The 17,238-nt window shown below is 60.2% G+C and carries 19 protein-coding genes; 11 read left to right on the top strand and 8 right to left on the bottom strand.

The annotated features are described in order from the left end of the window. Positions 1 to 60: 60 nt before the first annotated feature. The 9 genes from R2676_RS18580 (at position 61) to R2676_RS18540 (ending at position 7,304) form a co-directional block, all read left to right on the top strand. A complete protein-coding gene (locus tag R2676_RS18580; RefSeq protein WP_206274078.1) occupies positions 61 to 1,110 on the top strand; it encodes a hypothetical protein in 1,050 nt (349 codons plus the stop codon). 45 nt (positions 1,111 to 1,155) lie between these two features. Then, positions 1,156 to 1,602 carry a PGDYG domain-containing protein gene (locus R2676_RS18575; RefSeq protein WP_206274079.1) on the top strand — a complete coding sequence of 149 codons (447 nt, stop codon included), beginning with the start codon at positions 1,156 to 1,158 and terminating at the stop codon, positions 1,600 to 1,602. 130 nt (positions 1,603 to 1,732) lie between these two features. Beyond that, entirely contained in the window at positions 1,733 to 2,155 is a 423-nt protein-coding gene (locus tag R2676_RS18570; protein WP_206274080.1) for a T3SS (YopN, CesT) and YbjN peptide-binding chaperone 1, read from the top strand. 98 nt (positions 2,156 to 2,253) lie between these two features. Next, a complete protein-coding gene (locus tag R2676_RS18565) occupies positions 2,254 to 2,973 on the top strand; it encodes an RNA polymerase sigma factor (protein ID WP_206274081.1) in 720 nt (239 codons plus the stop codon). Then, the gene (locus R2676_RS18560) at positions 2,970 to 3,626 is read left to right on the top strand and encodes a hypothetical protein (protein WP_206274082.1); all 657 of its coding nucleotides are present in this window, start codon (positions 2,970 to 2,972) and stop codon (positions 3,624 to 3,626) included. Before R2676_RS18565 ends, R2676_RS18560 begins: the two co-directional genes overlap by 4 nt. A gap of 29 nt (positions 3,627 to 3,655) precedes the next feature. Then, positions 3,656 to 5,059 carry a caspase family protein gene (locus R2676_RS18555; protein ID WP_316887286.1) on the top strand — a complete coding sequence of 468 codons (1,404 nt, stop codon included), beginning with the start codon at positions 3,656 to 3,658 and terminating at the stop codon, positions 5,057 to 5,059. Between the two features lie 220 nt (positions 5,060 to 5,279). Further along, positions 5,280 to 6,056: a hypothetical protein gene (locus R2676_RS18550; protein WP_316887285.1), complete on the top strand. Its 777-nt coding sequence runs from the start codon at positions 5,280 to 5,282 to the stop codon at positions 6,054 to 6,056. 50 nt (positions 6,057 to 6,106) lie between these two features. Beyond that, positions 6,107 to 6,889 carry a hypothetical protein gene (locus R2676_RS18545; RefSeq protein ID WP_206274085.1) on the top strand — a complete coding sequence of 261 codons (783 nt, stop codon included), beginning with the start codon at positions 6,107 to 6,109 and terminating at the stop codon, positions 6,887 to 6,889. A 118-nt stretch (positions 6,890 to 7,007) separates the two neighbouring features. After that, positions 7,008 to 7,304 carry a hypothetical protein gene (locus R2676_RS18540; RefSeq protein ID WP_206274086.1) on the top strand — a complete coding sequence of 99 codons (297 nt, stop codon included), beginning with the start codon at positions 7,008 to 7,010 and terminating at the stop codon, positions 7,302 to 7,304. 99 nt (positions 7,305 to 7,403) lie between these two features. Here the strand turns inward: R2676_RS18540 and R2676_RS18535 are convergent, their stop codons facing one another. Further along, positions 7,404 to 8,609: a hypothetical protein gene (locus R2676_RS18535; protein WP_206274087.1), complete on the bottom strand. Its 1,206-nt coding sequence runs from the start codon at positions 8,607 to 8,609 to the stop codon at positions 7,404 to 7,406. A 121-nt stretch (positions 8,610 to 8,730) separates the two neighbouring features. Between R2676_RS18535 and R2676_RS18530 the strand changes: the two genes are divergently transcribed. Next, complete coding sequence (locus tag R2676_RS18530; RefSeq protein ID WP_206274088.1) at positions 8,731 to 8,976, top strand: helix-turn-helix domain-containing protein; 246 nt, start codon at positions 8,731 to 8,733, stop codon at positions 8,974 to 8,976. Positions 8,977 to 9,252: 276 nt separating this feature from the next. Here R2676_RS18530 and R2676_RS18525 read toward each other — a convergent pair whose 3' ends face one another. Further along, the gene (locus tag R2676_RS18525) at positions 9,253 to 9,453 is read right to left on the bottom strand and encodes a hypothetical protein (protein ID WP_316887283.1); all 201 of its coding nucleotides are present in this window, start codon (positions 9,451 to 9,453) and stop codon (positions 9,253 to 9,255) included. On the opposite strand from R2676_RS18525, the gene R2676_RS18520 reads away from it, so the two are divergent. After that, positions 9,452 to 9,898: an OST-HTH/LOTUS domain-containing protein gene (locus R2676_RS18520; protein WP_206274090.1), complete on the top strand. Its 447-nt coding sequence runs from the start codon at positions 9,452 to 9,454 to the stop codon at positions 9,896 to 9,898. The genes R2676_RS18525 and R2676_RS18520 overlap by 2 nt on opposite strands. Before the next feature lie 10 nt (positions 9,899 to 9,908). Here R2676_RS18520 and R2676_RS18515 read toward each other — a convergent pair whose 3' ends face one another. The 6 genes from R2676_RS18515 to R2676_RS18490 form a co-directional block, all read right to left on the bottom strand. Next, on the bottom strand, positions 9,909 to 10,475 hold the full coding sequence (locus R2676_RS18515) for a hypothetical protein (protein ID WP_316887281.1): 567 nt from the start codon (positions 10,473 to 10,475) through the stop codon (positions 9,909 to 9,911). A gap of 17 nt (positions 10,476 to 10,492) precedes the next feature. Then, positions 10,493 to 11,539 carry a hypothetical protein gene (locus tag R2676_RS18510; protein WP_206274092.1) on the bottom strand — a complete coding sequence of 349 codons (1,047 nt, stop codon included), beginning with the start codon at positions 11,537 to 11,539 and terminating at the stop codon, positions 10,493 to 10,495. 1,017 nt (positions 11,540 to 12,556) lie between these two features. Continuing rightward, entirely contained in the window at positions 12,557 to 14,134 is a 1,578-nt protein-coding gene (locus tag R2676_RS18505; protein WP_316887280.1) for a DUF3987 domain-containing protein, read from the bottom strand. A gap of 11 nt (positions 14,135 to 14,145) precedes the next feature. Continuing rightward, complete coding sequence (locus tag R2676_RS18500) at positions 14,146 to 15,447, bottom strand: hypothetical protein (RefSeq protein WP_206274094.1); 1,302 nt, start codon at positions 15,445 to 15,447, stop codon at positions 14,146 to 14,148. An 11-nt stretch (positions 15,448 to 15,458) separates the two neighbouring features. Next, on the bottom strand, positions 15,459 to 15,749 hold the full coding sequence (locus R2676_RS18495) for a helix-turn-helix transcriptional regulator (RefSeq protein ID WP_206274095.1): 291 nt from the start codon (positions 15,747 to 15,749) through the stop codon (positions 15,459 to 15,461). 192 nt (positions 15,750 to 15,941) lie between these two features. After that, positions 15,942 to 17,030 carry a hypothetical protein gene (locus R2676_RS18490; protein WP_206274096.1) on the bottom strand — a complete coding sequence of 363 codons (1,089 nt, stop codon included), beginning with the start codon at positions 17,028 to 17,030 and terminating at the stop codon, positions 15,942 to 15,944. Positions 17,031 to 17,238 lie beyond the last annotated feature (208 nt).

Raw genomic sequence — 17,238 nt, 5'->3', positions numbered from 1 at the left:
GGAAAACAGCGGTTTCCTGCGCCATGTACTGCGTTCCCTTTTGCCTTTTCTTCCCATCTCATGACAGCACTGCCGACCCTGCCCGATCGCATCTTTGCATGGATCTTCCTGACCTTCCGTAACAGGATGGGTGGCCAACCGCATGCCGGCCCGAGCGTCACGCCTTTGTACGTGCCTGCGCTGCTCGCGCCGGATACCGACTACGAAGCCGAATCGACGCGCTACAGCAATCGCTATCGTGCCGCGTTTCTGATCAACTTCTCGCTGGGTTTCGTTGCCGTGGTGCTGGCCCTAATTCCATTGAGCGGCCTGATCCCCGAGCACGAGTTGCACACCTACGCGTGGGTGCTGACGCTGTCCGAACTGGTATGCATCTCGACCATTCTGCTGATCCACTGGTATGGCCGCGATTCCGAGCTCGATGCGTCCTTCCCCAGCCGCTTTCTCAAGCGAATTGGCCTGCGCAGGATCAACCAGGGTTGGCGCGGTCAGTGGGCAACCATGCGGCTGGCGGCTGAACAGGTTCGTTACGCAGATTTGATGCTGGGTTTTCCTGGAAGTAAGCTGTCGGCAAACAATCTTCTGGGTGAAGCGGGGCAGGAAAGCCTCAAAATCGCGATGCACCTGGCCGAACTTTCCGCCAAGTGTCCGGATGCGCCGGAAGATGCGGTCTACAACACGCGCTACCGCCGCTATTTCGCAGAGCTGATTGCCAGCCAGCGCGCGTATCACCAAGGCAACGCGCATCGCTATCACCGCATCCACCACCGACTGCACCGCATTGCAGATGCGTGCTTCTACCTGACGCTGCTCGCCTGCTTGAGTCATTTCGTGTGGCATCACCCGATCCTGTCGGTACTAGCCGCCGGCTTGCCGGCGCTCGCGGCGGCTTGCCACGGCATCCTTGCCTCCGGTGAATTCGCCAAACTCGCAGAGCAGTCAGAAGAGATGAGCAAATCGCTCAAGACACTCGAACAACAGGTCGACCCGCATGCGGAAGACGCCGGTGACGGACTGCGCCAACAGGTCACCACGTTCTATGACCTCGTCATTCGCGAGGCCCTCGGCTGGCACGTCACCCTGCGTGACAAGGACGTCCAGGTGGCCTAGGATGCAGCGGCGGGCCCGCTCCCGCTTCTGCACGTCCCAACTCGCATGAATATGTCCTTTCCCATCAACGTCGATTTGCGCAACGACCCTGCTGCGGCGTTGTTTCGCAGCCGTCCGGTTGTACTGGCCGTGCGCTTTGCCACAAGCGACGGCATCATCCAGACGCTGGAGGGACCCGTGCGATACCAGGCCGGTGATGCTCTGATGACTGGCCCCAAAGGAGAACACTGGCCGATTGCGCGTGCGCGTTTCGATGCCACTTATGTCCCGGCAAACGAAGGGCACGCCCCGGATACCGATGGCCTGTTTGCCAAGCGTGTGCGTGAAATTCTGGCGCGGCGCCAGGACACGGCATTCCAGGTCAACATCGCAAGCGGGCAAACACTCTCGGGCCGGCCAGGCGACTGGTTGGTTCAATACGGCCCCGGTGACCAGGCCGTCGTGGCAGCAGATGTGTTCCATACCCTGTACGAACCCGCTGCCAACTGCTGAGTCTTCCCACGAAAAAATTTTCTTCCGGTTTTTGCCTTCCTCACCGAATAAGAAGTCACCAACCTGCCACGCAGTGCACATGTGTATCGCTGTCAGGCCTGGCCAACATCAGCGTGACTTAGAGGAAGCCATGAATCATCACGTCAACTACTTGCTCAACTACCTGCGCACCGAAGGCTATCCAGCTGAACTCGATGAAGACGGCGACATCCGCTTCAAGCGTGAGGGTATGAATTACGCATTGTGCTTTGACAACGACGACCCTGACTTCGCCAAACTGATCCTGCCCAACGTCTGGAGCATCGACTCCGAACTGGAGATGCAACAGGCACTGGCCGCGCTCGACGAGGTCAATCGCCGCATGAAGCTGGTCAAAGCCCATACACAGGCAGGCTCGGTGTGGTTCACCGTCGAGCTCTTGTTCGATGACCAGACCGCGTGGGAGCGCCGCTTGTCTCGCGCAGTGCGGACAATCATGCGTTCTGTCACGATGTTTGCCGATACCATGCAGCACGCACGTACTACTGGAGTGGCCAGTATCACCCTGAACTGAACGACACTCATGCATCTCCACATAGAGCCGGTTGCGCCTGCCCGACACGAACCCTCCTCGGGCTGGGCTTGGAAGAACACCACGCGGGAACCTTGTGAATGATTCGCGACGATTTCGAAAACCAAGAGCTTGCACACTTGCTGCGCAAGTTCAGCGACTCCGGTGCCAATGGCCGTGCCGTAGAGCGTGCGCAGCGGGAGTTCTATAACCGCATCTACAAGACCATCGACCTGTGCGCCTTGCAAACGGCGAAGTTCAATCAGGAGATCGCCGTCGTGGCGGTGCAGGAGACGTGGCTGCAGATCCTGAAGACCGCGCATACGTACGACCCGAAGCGCGCCTCGGTCAAGACCTGGGTGCAAGGCATCACACGGTACTGCACGCTCACCGAACTGCGTAAGCACTACAAGGAAGTGCGCGTTCGTGATGCCCTGCGCAACGGCGGCACCGCCGTCGATACCAGCGACGCCTCTGCCGATGAAGACCGCCCTAGCGAGGTGCTCAGCAGCCTGGTGTGCCCGGTGCTACCGCATGATGAAGTGTCCGATGCCGTATACCAGAAGCAAGTCGTTGCAGCCGCTTTGGCATGTCTTGAAACGCTGCCGCCCGGCAGCGACCCGAACTACCGGCTGGCGATGGAACTGGCGATCGATGAAGACCTGACCTACGACGGCATGATGACGGTCCTGCAGGCCCACATGCCCGAGGACAATCTGCTCAATACCGAACGGGTGCGCGGTTGGGTACGCGAGGCGGCCAAACGCATGCGCACGTGCCTGGGCCGCAAGCTCGGCATGGGCAAGGAGACCACCAAATGAAGAGCGAAGACGTAGCGCGCTTTGAAGCGCAGTCGTTCCTGTTCGCTTGCGGCAAGCTCGACGCCGCAGAGCAGGCCTGGATGGCCAACATGATTGCCGCGCATCCGGAATTGGCCGAAACCGCCCATGCGGATCGCGTGCTCGTCGAGCACACCCGTGCCGCCGTGCACGCCCGCGCCGCCGCACACACCGAACCGCTTGTACCGTTTGATGCGCTACCCAAGCTGCCGTCTGCCAAGAACCAGCAGCGCACACTCGCACAGCCCTGGTGGCAACGCATGATGGATTGGTGGCAACGGCCGGCAGCCGGTGCCTGGGCGTTCGCGTCGATCGTGGCGCTGGCATTGCTGGCCGGCGTGCAAACCATGCGCCTGGAGCAATTGAGGACCGATGCCAACGCGCCGGTCTTCCGCGGCACGGAAGGCGGCTCGGCGACCTCCTCCCCGCTCATCCAGGCCGTGTTTGCCGATGGCGTGACGTTGGGTGAGCTGCGCAAGACGCTGGCGGCGCTCAAGCTCGAGATCGTTCGAGGCCCCGATGCGCAAGGCATGATGTGGATTACCGCGCGCGAGGGTGACGCCCAGCAGGCGCTCGACAGACTCAAGGCAACAGGCATCGTGCTCGACGCGCACATCACCAGACCCCGACCATGAACGGGCCGCACACACGCTCAAGCAGCGGTATGCGGCTCGCCGTCACGGCCATTGCGACCTGGCTGCTGTGTTCCGGCGCCGCGCCGGCGACTGCCGGCACACCGGCGCCGGTCGCATCCGCATCTACGCAGGCCGAGGTCATCGACTATCGCAGCGCGCCCAAGTTTGCGGTGGTGATCGGCAACACGCGCTACCCCGGCCGGTACGCATTGCACAACGCCGAGAACGACGCCCGCCTGATCGCCGCACGCCTCAAGCAGGCCGGCTACGCCACCGAACTGCTCGTCAATGCCGATCGCGACACGCTTTACCAGGCGCTCGGCCGATTGGCAGAGCACATGAAGGCCGGCGGCGCCGCTGCGTTCTACTACGCCGGCCATGGCATGCAGATCCGGGGGCGCAACTATCTGATTCCGGTCGGCGCGCCCCTGGATCGACCAGATGCGTTGTCGCAAACGGCCATGCCGGTCGATTACCTGATCACCCGGCTGAAAGATAGCGGCGCGCATCTGTCGCTGCTCATGCTCGACGCCTGCCGCAACGACCCCGATGAAGGCGGCTTCAGCGGTACCTATCGCGGTGGGGGTGCGCCAGCCGGCTTCGTAGCGCAGAAGCCCGCCAACGGCATGCTGGTGGCCTACGCGACGCAACCCGGCGAGCGCGCACTGGACGGACGCGGCGCCAATGGCCCATTCGCGCAGGCGCTGTCGAACTGGCTCACACGCCCGGGCATGTCCATCGAAGACGTCATGAAGCACGTCATGACCGACGTACGCGCCAGCACGCGCGACGAGCAGCGGCCGTGGATCGCCACCTCGCTGGTCGGCGACTTTGCACTCGTGCCAGCCCCCAACACACAAGCCCGTCTTATGCTCGCGCGCCCAGGACGCAACGTGGATGGCACGCCCGCGCGCGGCGCCGTGCCTGCATCCGGCGAAGCGGCACCCGTCAGCACCGCCGATGGCAAACCCCTGCTGCAGTGGTTCCAGACCGCTGGCCAGGACGAGCAGATGATGTTGACCCAGCAGATCGAGCGCGAAGCCAAAGGTGTCAATCGCGACGACCTGCCTCGCCTGGAACGCCAGGCGCGGGGCGGCAATGTGGTAGCGGCCTCGGTACTGGGCACCGCCTACCGCAATGGCTTTGGCGCGGGTACACAGATCAGCCGCAGCAACACCATCGCAATGCGCTGGTTCCGACTGGCGGCCGCACAAGACATGCCCTATGCACTCAATGAGCTGGGCGAAATGTTCTACCTCGGGCACGGCACCACACGCGATGTGGCAAAAGCGCGCCGCTACTACGAGGCCGCTGCTGCGCAGGGGTACATGCCCGCTCGGCTCAACCTCTTCCAGGTGCAGGCGGAAACCGGGCAAGTCACGCCGCAATCGCTGATGAACATGTTCAGCGCCGCCACCCGCAAGGCCCAGTAACGGCCCACCCCGCCTTTTCTCTGCGTCGCACACCTCGGCTTGGCACACGCCACTGCCGAGCGTGTTCCCGTGTGCGCCTGCTCGGCCGCCTGCCTCAAAAAAAATGTCTTCCGGTTTCGCATCGTCGCTGCGAATAGAGGGTATCCACAGCGCGACTGCACGACGCGCAACGCCTGTGGAAACACCACTTCACGGCAACCTCCAACAGGAAGAACACACCATGCAGCAACGCGGAAAAATCTTGCGCGATACGCGCACCGGCCCTGGCCTGGTCATCGTCGACGGCCACCAATATTCGTTCACGCTTGAAGGCATCTGGCGCTCAAGTGAAGCGCCTGCCGTGAACATGACGGTCGATGCGCAGTTTGACGAAACCGGCGCGCTCACCGCGCTCTTGGCGGTGCCCGACGCCCAACTCGCACGCGAGAAAGCCGACGAAGCCATGGCTGCGGTCAAGGCCCACGGCGGCCAACTGGCAGCGCGGGTGGGCATGGGCACGCTGGTAGGGACGGGCCTGCTGGCAGTGGCTTGGTTCGCGCTGAACACGGTCTCGGTGCAACTGACGCCGGGCATGAAGATGGGTATGAGCCTGTGGAAACTGCTGGGCGTGCTCAATGCTTCCGGCGATGCCATGGCGGCGCTCAGCGGTAACGGCGGCAGCGCCGGCATGTACGGCGTGCTGACCATCGTGGCGCTGGCGGGTCCCGCTGCGTCGTACTTCGTGCGCGATGCGCGCGCGCAACTGGCCAATTGCCTGCCGCTGCTGTTCCTGCTTGGCATTGCCTTGGCCTTCTACTCGGGCATCAGCAGCAGCCTGTCGCAAGCGCAGGGCGCGGCCATGGCGTTTGGCGGCAATGGTGCGGCCGACGTCGTCGGGGCCATGACGCGCGAAGTCATGCGTGCGATCTCGATTGGCGCGGGCGGCTATCTCGGCTGTGCGGTGAGCCTGTATTTCGCGGCCACCGGCGTGCTGAAGTTCTTCGCCAAGCGCGGCTGATCCCAGCCTCACGTTTCACGCATCCCTGCAGCTCACTCCTGGAGATCACCATGCTGACGATTTGCTCCACCCGCCACATTGCCCGCACCTGCGCGCTGTTGTTTGCGCTCTCCGGCGCCCTGCCCCTGGCCGCGTGCGGCGACAAGGCAACCGATGCCACCAAAGCCCAGGCTACTGTCCAGACCGCCCCCAATCTGGCACAGGCTACTTCGCCGCAGGCCGTGCGTGAGGCACAAGCAACCGCTGCGCGCGAAGCGCTGCCGAAGGCCGACAAGGCCACACCTGACAGCAGCTATATCACGCTCGATAGCGGCAACCAACTCATGTACACGTACCTGGCACTCACGGGCATGCCGCCCGACTATGCGCAAGTCGCCAACAGCGTCTCCAAGGACTACGCCCGCGCGGCCGACGAGTTCCGTAAGCACGACCTGCTCACCGCGCTCACGCCCAAGATCGATGCGGATATCGCCGCCGCCAAGTCGCACCGCTATTTCAAGATGACGATCCCCAACCCCATCGGGAAGTACAGCTTTGAACAGAAAGGCTTCCCGCTGGACAACTCGCTGTGGGAGGCCGGCGCCTACCGCTACTTCTTCGACAACGGTGAGTACAAGCTCGGCTTCAGCAACGGCGATGCATTCCGTTACCTGGGCGTCGACAGCGAAGCTACCGCGCGTTCGATCGAGGCCCAGCGTGCCCGCTATGACGCGGTCAAGCTCACGGTGTACGGCTACTACCAGAACGCCGACACGGCGCAGAAGATCGTCACCGCGCAGATCGTCAAGGTCGCCCTGGTTGACAAGCAGGGCAACGTTCTGGCGGCGCAGTAGCGCGGTCCCCGGAAGGACCGCCCCCTCCGCCGCACTCGGCGGCCAAGGGTGCGGTTCGCCCTGCTCGCTAAGCGAGCGCCGTGCTTCTTTTCATAATTACCGCAGGTTCGCCACGATCGTGAACGCCATCAGCAAAACACCGCTGCGGTTCTTTCAAGACGCCATCCCTGATCTCTTCAAGGCCGACAGCAATGCCGACATCGGCGAGGTCTTCATCGCGCTGGTGTATCCGCAGATCCTGATCTGGGATGGCCGCAGCCAATACACCGTCGATTGCCGGCAGGACGGCTTTCTTGCAGAGCAAGATAGCTATCCGCTGCTCGCGTTGCTTGAACAGTTCCCCAGCCTCTGCGAGGCTATCCTTGCTGAAAGCCCAGGCGTGCGGGCAGCTTATGCCCGCTATCTGCGGAATTGACACCGGTTGGCCAGCGCAGCGCGCCCAATAAAAAAACGCTCATGGCACCCGCGAGACCATGAGCGTTTCGGTTACCGCCGAGTGAGGCGGCTCAGGCGATCAGCCCTTGACGTGACAGACAGCCACCGATTGCGCTGCATCGCGCTCCACCACGAGCAGGCTGGACGACAGCGGCAAAACGATCACCCCTGCGCTGGCGGCCTGCCCATTTACCACGGAGGTCGCCGCACCGTTGACCGCCACCAACCCGGTGTTGGTGCTGATGTTGTTGTAGTACAGCGTTTCCGCCGTTGGTTGCCCAGTGGTGTCTGCAGTCTGCACGGTCGTGCCGTTGAACGTCGCAGTGCCGATCAGCGTGCCGCGATCCATGCATTCCCACGTGCCGTTGGCTTCGGTTCCGGCCAGTGGCTGCTGCTTGGCCGCATACACCGCACCAGTGCGCAGCACAGGCGGCGTGGCCTGGTTGTAGCCAAAACGGTCGATCAGCAGAACCGGACCGCGATCGCCGGCCTGGAAGCTCAGCAGGCCGAAATCCGAACCCGCGAGTTGAACGTGCGTCAGTCCGTCCGTGGTGTTCTTCACCAGCTTGAGCGAAAACTGGCCGGGGGAGTTGCTGCCCGCTACGGCATCGCACGAACCCGATGCGTTGATCAGGCCACCGTCGCACAGCGTCATGTCGGTACCGTTGGCGGCAATGCGGAACGTGCCGCCAACAAACGACGGCGACGCACCGTTGGCCGCGTTACGGGTCGCACCAATGTAGAAGTAGTCGCCCGCGAGCTTGGTGGTATCGGCCGGCACGGTATAGCCCGAGCCCGCCACGCCGGACGTTCGGGAACCGAGCGTGACTGTGCCGGAAATAGTCTGGGTGCGCGTGTCGAGCTTGAGCGTGAAGCTGCCGCTTGCCCCGGCGAACGTAATGATGTTGCCGCTGGTCGATTGCGTGAACGTGCCCGAGGTGCCCGTCAGGTTGTACTGAGTGGACAGCACTTTGATCGTGAACGTGCCGTTCTGATTCAGCACCAGACGCCACGTGTCACCAATGTCTGCGGTGAGATCGAATGCCTGTGCGGTCGCGGTGGCACCCGGCACGGTGGTGGCGCCCACTTGGGCGACCAGCGCGGCGGAAGACTGGCTGACCGCGTCCTGCGGCGCCGGCCCGGACGGCGTGCCGCTGCCAGGCGTGGATGTGCTGCTGCCATCGCCCCCACCGCCACATGCTGTCAAGGCAAGCGCCGCCGCGATGGCCAGTGCGCCGGGAAGGGTCAGGAAACGCGTCTTTTTATGTGCCAGGGCAGTTTTCATGTGGATCGGTGACGGACAAAGAGAGTGTGGGTGGAAACGGAGCCAAAGCAGGGCACTTCCCAAGAAAAAATGGGTCGTAAATACCGTGGCTGTAAAGCAATCATAACGTGACGATTGCAGCATGCCAAGGGTGTCATTCAAAACAGACAAGGACGGTCAGCTCGGGCTGCTCGGCGCAGCCGTGCGCGCACGGCGCAAGGCAGCCCTGCTCTCGCAGGAAGCCCTTGCCGACCGCGCCGAAATCGATCGCTCGCATATGGGCAAGATCGAACGCGGTGAGCGCAATGTGACGCTGCTCAACGTACTGAGAATTGCGCAGGCACTCGATTGCAAACCGTCGGAGTTACTGGCAGAGGCGGGGTTGTAGCGCGCCATCGAAATGCGGCCAAATGGCTTCGACAGCAAGGGGGCCGTCCAGACGTAGACGCCCTCTGAATGCGTCCCACCGAAAAATCGGGAGCACAAGGAACATCACTTCGATCCAGGAGAACTGCTCCGGCATCGCTGTATTCGCTGGATTCCGGCAGGCAACAAGCACGGCGCCCACGCAGGGCGCTCTCCTTGGGTAGCGTCATCCCCCAGAGCAGCAGAAATATTCCAGACGTTTCCACCGAACTGGGGCATCGTCTATGTTAGGTGAGCCCTACTTGCCCCAGCGGCCATCCACATCACGCAGCAGGTGGCCGGCAAGGATGTAGTCCCCCAAGGCGGTAGCCCTGGCTTCTAGCTTCGCCAACTCATCCTCGGGCAAGGCGTCCAGATCGAACAGGCAGTACAAATTGCGCTGACGAAACGTCAGCTTTGGACTTGATAGGCCCACCATCGGCGGTGACAGCGACTTCATGCCGGTTGCCCAGAAGATTAAAGCCGCAGGCCGCACTCTCATCGGTATCGGCAATCGCAGGAACACCAACAAGCACTGGGCAAAAAGCTGCCACGAATTCCGGTACAACGACAGCCTAGTAGAGCCGGCCTCCGCTGAGGAAGCGAAACCGACAGCAGCAGCGGATGCTTCCGCTCCACCGAGAGATCTCGCTGCGGACATGCTCCGGCGCGCGATCCGCTTGTTAGCCGAGTCTAAGGGAGATGCCTGGGTCTACAAGGCGAGTGTCTTGCCGATGATCAAGCGATTGGACCCAACCTTCAATCCCAAGGACCATGGCTACGCGAGCTTCAGTGAGATGCTAAAAGCGTTGGATGCTGTCGTCGAAGTCAAGAAGGGAGAGAAAGATCACCTTCTGCGATTGCGCGGAACCACTCCACCAACTGTCGAACATGAGGTCCGCTAGCGGAAGCAGACTATGGCTGAGGACGGAAGCGATCATCCGCCGCGAGAAGCAGCTTGCGTGAACCACCGCCGACAGCAATTGATAGTCCCACCAATGCAGCCGCTAGGCTCATCGCGTTTTTCGCAGATGCCGGCGCATCATGTCCAGTGCTAAGAATCCAAGCATAAAAGGCAACCGCGACGAAACCGAGCAACCACCCCGCGACGTTGACGAATTCGACTTGGTACCGCACAAGAACCTTAATTCGTTGCGCGTTGGCGACCTGATCAGGGGTGGTGCGCCAATAGCCAATCGCCGCCCACAGAATCGCGCATTGTAGAGTGGTCGATGTAACGATGAGCGCTAACGAGGCCCATACCAAGGGCCACACAGGCTGCCGGAACAGCATCATGGCGGCGGGAGCGGCGACGGAAACGATAGTAATCCATTCCAAAACTTTGAAGACACTGCGGCCTCTCACGGGTTTCACCAGTTCTGTAAGCGTCAATGCAACCTCCAGTTCGGAAATAGACTTTAGGCTCGCACTGCCCGCCAGTACGAGACCAGTAGGATGGAGATCGGTACGATGGGCTTCCAACTTGAGGGGTGATGTCCTCAACAGATGCGGCCCGTCGTCAGGGTGCGGGCCTTGGGGGTCGGCTTCACTCGCAACATCTGCTCGTCCTTGGCGAAATAATTCAGAACGTAGTGCTTCAATTTCGCTAGTTGCTGAGCATCACCGCTTACCAGCGAATCTAAGGCCCACAAGCCCCGCTGCTCCAACGCGTGTCGATCTGACCTCGCACTGCAGTCATACACCAAGCCCTGTCCGCCTGTGACGCGCCGCCAGTGCCCATCGATCAGATTGACCCAGTGGGGCACGCCGTAGCCAGGACTAGCGTAGAACAAGAACAGCGCGTGGAAGTGGTACGCATGGCGATCACCGCCCATTTCCAACTTGCAGACATAGCCCGCCAAGCTGTTGAACAACTCCGCATTGCGACTTCCGAAGAAGGCTTCTCGGTCTCGTAGCGCAGCTCGCACGTCGAAACGAGAGCGATGCTCAGCCATGCCACCCCATGCATTGGCCGCAACAGGCACCTGCACCCAATCACCAAACGCGCCCAGTCGCCACCCTGTACGGGGCATGGCGTCCTGATACGTCACCGCTGCTTCTTGGTAGTACAGATCCACCCGCACCGGCAGCAACCGTCCTCCCTTGGGGATATCGAACTCGAACCAGCGGTCGATCGCTTCGTACTGGTATTGCACCCCGCGTTTGCGCAACTCCCACAACTTCGCACGTACTCCGCGTTCGATTGCTTGCCTTCGAAGGTAAGCGACGAAATCATTGAACATCTCCGCCTCAAGCAAGTCATTCGCGTACAGCGCGTTCGGGTTCCTGCCCAGGCCCCACTGACCGAACAGGTGCTCCCGGTAACAATCGAAGAACAGTTGGAAATCGGCCGTGTAAGCGTAGTCAGGCCAGTACAGGTCCATCAACGTCCTGCACTGATCGAAATAGCTTGTGAGGTTTTTCAACCCTCGGGGAGCGACGTTACGGACAGCAATCTTTCGACCCCGATCACTGCGAATCTCGAACGGAAGCTGGTCTCCGTCCAGCACGCTTGTCATAAAGTCCACAAGCTGCTGATAGAGCAAGCTGTATTCCCCTAGCTCCCAGCACCGTTGCACATTGCTGGCTGCGCCATATGCACCCACGCAAGTCGCGGGAGGGGCTCTCCCTACGCCTTCATTACCTCTACCAAATTCACCACTCATGTTCATCTCCTGTTTCGTTCCGTCAAGAGATGAATGAGTGTTGTAATTTTTAATCTAGTAAACGCTACCGACCATTACCTACCTTCACCGCTCCACTCATGCGTTGCATGAGCGTGTGTGTAGGAGAAAGCTATGTCGTTTGAGTAGAGGGTCCCAAGTTGGTTGTAGAAGTAGGTTTTGTTGTTGTGTTTGTAGTGGGTGTTGATGCTTTATTTTTGTTTGGTGTCGATGATTATGCTGATAATTATTGATTAATAATTACTCCGTTCTATCCTAATATAGAAGAGAGGAAATGGCGCACCGCCGGAACCACGATAATCTCCGGTCGCGACGCGACAGAATTGCCAATAGATTCGAGGATTTCCTGGTTATCCTGCACTGCAGAGTTATCCCGACAAAGACGAAAGAGCAAAGCCTCTTTTCTCTACCTTCACAAGGCGAAGCGGGCAAAAATATGGCACCACTCATAAACAGATGGACGCCGCCCACAGATCAGATTGCCCTCAAAATCTAGTCAGTATTGGGACAGGCGTCACGTCTCGCTCTGAGCGAAGACCGCATACCTCTGCCACGCGATCAAAAACGTATGTGCGTCCAAGCCCAAACCTAGCGCAATCGCGCAGGATGATGGCACGGCACCTCGCAAAGCTACGCTGCTACAAATGCTACGGTAGTGGATGTAGCAATCACAATCTGCTCATTTTTGGGCGAGCTTGCGGGCGGAAAGCGGCACGCATCGGAACGGGTTGACAGTGGATTGATGACGACGCGTACCAAAGATCGTCGGCTACGCGCTCATCGGACGACAAAAAAAAGCCCCAAGATCGCGATCATGGAGCCTACTCGTGATGGAACTAATGCCGGTTCAACTACACGGCCCTTTCCCCCCAACCAAACCTAGCCATTTCCCCATTCACCAAGATGGCTATTCCATCTAGTCGGGATTGTTAGGTTCGGGTTCGCCGCGAATTGAACATTCGAAGGGAACGGCTGGTATGGATACTGCTGACTCGTGCGCAATGCTGGGTATATGATCACGCGCCCACCTTTCTTACCGCACACCACGGCGATATGACCTTGTTGCTGAAGAATATCAATTGCCGCCTGCAATGCCTGATGATCACCTCGAAGGCTTGAGTAGTTTCTCAGGTCTCGCTCCGTATATTCGCCAATCCGCAGGTTCCGGTAGAACAACCGGCCCGTATCTACATCTTGAAGCCATGCCAAGAGCTTTTCTGCCCACGCCGTACACTTTTGTCCCTCAGACGGAGCGTACGGCGTGAAGATGCGTACATATTCAAACGTGTACCACTCGCAGAGGGTAATCGCATTCCTCATTGCTTCGGCGGAAATATCTCCAGGCTGGTCCTCGATGTAGTGAAACAATGCGGCAATTCGACTCGCTTGCTGAGCAAGCTTCCGGAAGAACAGTTTGATTTCTATCGAGTAGTCTGAGTTAAGCTCGGCAGAAATAGCGTCTTTATAGGCTTTCCAGTAGCGTTTTGCATGCTCCGACAGATGCAGCACGACGCGGTCACGAGGAGCTGGGATAGCTTGGCTCAAAATGCGTGTAACCCGCTCGTTGAAAAGCTTAAGCTTCGGCTCCGGCACCTCCTCAATGCACGTCTCCTGTTGCGCCATGTCATTGCATTGGGGAGCCATGACCAACATTCGCGCGAACAAGCCCGTACTGAATGCGTCCCTGCCGCGACTCGTCATATAGTCCGCGAACTTGGGTGTTTGACACATGACCTCGATGGTCAATTGCGGTGCCGGAGGGCGACGCTTTCCGCTAGCAAGGCCCACAGGGCGATCCTCGCCGCTCCAGTAACCGCTGAGGATCGCAGGCTGGCTGAAAGTCATCCCGTTAATAACCGGGTCGGCTTCCGGCGAGAGAATACCGACAGCGCCGTTGGCCACCAGCGCATCCCGCAGTCCCTGTGGCGACAGTTCTCCATATCGAAGTTCCCGAACCAAAGGCTCCACGGGTCGATCCCGCTCATGCTGCAGACGCATCTCGCGAATGTTCTGAGCTTCCGCTGAACCCGGCTCGGCATCCCGGTAGTCCTTAGCAAGCCGCAGATCGTCATCACGCCAAATTTTCAGTTCAGCATGGTAGATCGGCATCCCGGCCGCACGATCTTCTTCCTGTCTAAGCTCAAACGCCTTCACCGCGCGAAGAAAGCGCTCCTCCGCCGGTGATTTCCCAGCACTGGAATCGCTCACTGCCATCAAAAAAAGGGCGCACGGCGCGGGGGCATAGTTCGGACACTTGACGCTGATGAAGTTCTGACTGACCAGTGACACTGCCCCGAGCGCTGCTTGAGCTGGCAGTTCCACCGGTAGATTGAGCGTCTGGCTGGCTTCTCGAATGGCGTCCCCCATGATGGAGGGGAAAGCATGCGTCGGAAAACTACCCTGCATTTTCGGCGGCTGATGGATCGCACGCCCGTCTGAATACTCCAGAATTGGCACGTCTATCCCCTTCATGCGTCTGCCATCGCAGGCAATGCACCAGCCTGCGCATGGACATTGGGCTCTTGCTGCGCATGCGCGATAAGCGGCGGAACGTGCGAGGATGCAGCGTCAGGCTGCGCCCCCACAGCGTTTTCGGTGTTGTTTCCTTTGTTGGCCACGCGGCCAAAGCGAGCTAGGTACTGGCGGTTCAAATTGCCGGCCTTCGGCTGCCCGCAACGAAGAAAGGTGCGGATTGACTCCTGCGTCGCCTTGATCTGCCCCGTCACGACGGCCTCATGAATCTTGGCCAGCAGATGTTCGTCCTCGGACAAGACCACGCGACCGGAGCTTTCTGCTCCCGGAACTGCTTGATCGAGAGCGACCGCTAGCGGGCCATCGACATGGGCCATACGGTCGTCAGGTACATGGGTCCGCGCAGACGCGACCGTGCTAGGTTCCGACGCCACTGCGTCATGCTTTGGCAAGTCCCCCTTGCGACCGGAGCCGCCCGTTTCGTGACCGCAGGCCTGTCGTGTGGTAATCGCTACTAGCAGCCAGCCCACGATGGCCGCGCCTTCGAGCACGACCGCGCACGCGACCGCCAGCATCAGTTCGAGTCGGCGTTCTGTCGTGCCAAACCAAGACGCGACCGTCGACGCGACTGGATCGGCACGCAGCGTCGCGCGCAGTGTTTCGGTCTGGTCAGCCTGCGCGGTCAGGCGATCCTCTTCCGCTTCGCGGCGGCGCACCTCACCGGCCTCGGTATTCAGCGCCGCGAGTTGCGCGGCCAGGATTGTCTTGCGCGCCTTAAGCGCGGGGCAATCGGCCGTGCAGCGTCGCGCTTCAACACGCGCGAGGTCGGCACCAACCTTGGCGGTGTCTACTGCGATCTCGGTCAGAGTACGGCCAGGCGGAAGGTTCATGCTGGGCCGCACGACGGGTGCTGGAACCGTTGCTGCCCGCAGATTGCCGGCGTGCTGCTGCGAGACCATGAAAAATGCAACCTGCCCGTACAGCACGACCACAACGCTGACACACCACAAGACGAAAGTGGCCGCCCGCGAAAGCGCGTGGAACGCATTCCAGCGCATGGGCAACAGGTGGACGTACAGAACGGCCACACCCCCCAAAGCGACGCTCATCACCTGCTCCGTGAGCGTGCCGCCACGCTGCCAGCCTCCGCACGTCGCGATGCCAAGCGACACTGCGGTGGCGGACGCTGCGAACACCGCCGTCAGCGGCAAAAGGGACTTGCTGGCGAAATCGTGGTGAGCACGGCCGTGGACACTGGCTTCGCCTTGAAGACATGGAATCGGGGCAAAAGTAGTCATCCTGCCCCCAATTACGTAGCTGCGCGCGCTTCCGCACGCGACGCAATCCAACGCTCGACGTCCAATTCCAAGAATCCGATTGCGCGTTCCGTCAACGGGATCTTCTTGGGAAACATCGGATCGCTAGCGATGAGCACGTAGATGGTCGCACGCGACAAGCCCGTGCGCTCGACGAGCTCCTTCATCCGAAGGATGCGTGATGCCTTGTCGAGCTGGCGAGTCGTCAGGCTCGCATCCGCTGCCACACCTTGGCAGTTCGGAATGGATTGCCGCGAAACAGCGGCGTGTTCTTGTTTGGACATGATTTCTCCATCACTGTGTGGCGGACGACGCTGTCTGTTCTCGTCCGCCGTAGTCCGGCGGCTGCCGTGAGTGATGAAGAATCCGGTCGGAAATGCATTTCCGGGCAAGCGCTTTTTCGCGATCCTCGTCCGCCCTTGTCAGACAAAGCTTGCCGACGTCCATGTCGGAAATGAGTCGGAAATGGGTCGGAACTACTGAGCCCTCACAACCCGCCGACCGATGGCTTTTTGCGCCTCCTCTTCCGCCTCAACCTCCTTTCTAAGGGTGTACAACCGCCTCTCGCTGTACCCGTACTTCTGTGCAATCACTTTTGCGAAATCGTGCACGCCTCTTTTCTCCAAATCTCGGCACTCGTAGACGATTTTCTTTATTTGTTCGGCACCGTACTTTGGTTCGCCCACAGCCCTCTTTTTCTTGGTAGAGGCTTCCGGGGACACTCCAGGCTGTTGAGGTTCTTGAGCATCGCGTACATCGCCTGCTGAAACGCTCTGCTTGCCGCCAGTCGGTTCCGGAGGGGTTGCCTGTCCTTGGGATTCCAGCGGGGTTTCCTGCTCCCGGAGCTCCGCAACGCCCCTATCGTCGCCCATCACAATGTCGGAATGCGCCAAACCAGCCCACTCCAAGTACGCGACTGCGTGATTTCGAGGAATGAAGTAACCAGCGCCCAAGGCTGCAACCGGGACGTGGTCGCAGTCCACCGAAGCCAGTTGACCACCGGCAAACGCGTTTTGGAGCACCCGCTGATGCTTACGTTTGGCGTTCATCCTGCGCTGCTCGATCCCCCCCGCCGAGATCAGAACTGGCTGCCACGCGGGATGGTTAGGCAACCTGAGATAGGCGCTCATGAACGCAGCCGCATCATCTTCCGATATCGGGTATCGCAACGGAGGCAACTGTGGCAACAACGCTTCCAGCGTCCGGAGATCATCGTCGCTAAGGGGGCCCTGACCCGTCAGTTCGCCGAGCTGATAACAGGGGAATTCGGGATCTGTCAAAGAAAGCTCAAACTGCCTGGTCCCTGCTTGGGCAGTCCGATCCGACGGCGAAAGCTGATCAAGTGTCTGGCCATCCTCGGAGATCAACACACTCTGCCACCCGGGGTGGTACGGATTGCTCGCCGGCGGATTGCTCCCTGGAAGAATGGGGACGCTAGAGATGACTTTCTTCGCGACAATACAGTCAATGCCTTCGGGGTCCGGGTAGACCGCGTGCGCGATGGCTTCGCAAAAATCCAGGTAGTCGATCAGGGAACCGGGCGGCAGGTTGACGCGGACTTGCACTTATACCCCCAACAATGTCTGTTGCTAATTTCGGTGAGTATAAGGACAGAAGTACTCGCCGCCAGACGGTATGAGAAGTCCAAGCACGACGTAGCCTCGGCCGATCGCTTCACACAATTGGCGCCGACGACGATGCCGGCATTCCCGGACTAGGCGAGGGTAATTGCGTCCAGCTTGGCCCGCATCCGGTCATGCCTCAAATGTCGGT

The organism is Ralstonia flatus, assembly GCF_958439105.1.
GTDB lineage: Bacteria > Pseudomonadota > Gammaproteobacteria > Burkholderiales > Burkholderiaceae > Ralstonia > Ralstonia flatus.
The sequence above is the reverse complement of the archived record's forward strand: the minus strand, read 5'-3'. Positions and strand labels throughout refer to the sequence as shown.